The organism is Priestia sp. SIMBA_032 (assembly GCF_046535215.1).
In the GTDB taxonomy this organism is placed as follows: domain Bacteria; phylum Bacillota; class Bacilli; order Bacillales; family Bacillaceae_H; genus Priestia; species Priestia aryabhattai.
This window is the reverse complement of sequence record NZ_JAWRXD010000327.1, coordinates 1-324: the sequence shown is the minus strand read 5'-3', so window position 1 is coordinate 324 and position 324 is coordinate 1. Positions and strand designations below refer to the sequence as shown.

Annotated in this window: 1 pseudogene; it reads right to left on the bottom strand. The window is 29.9% G+C overall.

Features of this window, described 5'->3' with window-relative positions:
- Positions 1 to 180, bottom strand: a pseudogene (locus SB717_RS34610) (serine hydrolase domain-containing protein); the annotation flags it as partial.
- Between the last annotated feature and the right edge of the window lie 144 nt (positions 181 to 324).

Sequence of the window (324 nt, the reverse complement as noted above, 5' to 3'; positions counted from 1 at the left end):
CGCTTTTAAAGTTTCTTCTTTCTTATTATACGCAACAATTTTTATATACATGAAATATACAAGTGATAATAGTAAGACGAGAATGATTGTTCTTTTTATGTATACAATCGGCCGATGTGCTTTCCCATTCGTATTATTTTTTTCCTGATCCATAATTGCTTTTTTCCCCTTACTCACCAATAATTTAATTCCTCTACTAAAGATTCGTTTTAGTAGATTATGGATAATCCATTCTATATCATCCCTACTTTATCACGCACTGCACATATTACCAACCTATATGTACAAAAAAGAAAAAGAAAATTTACAAAAGTAAGATTCCCG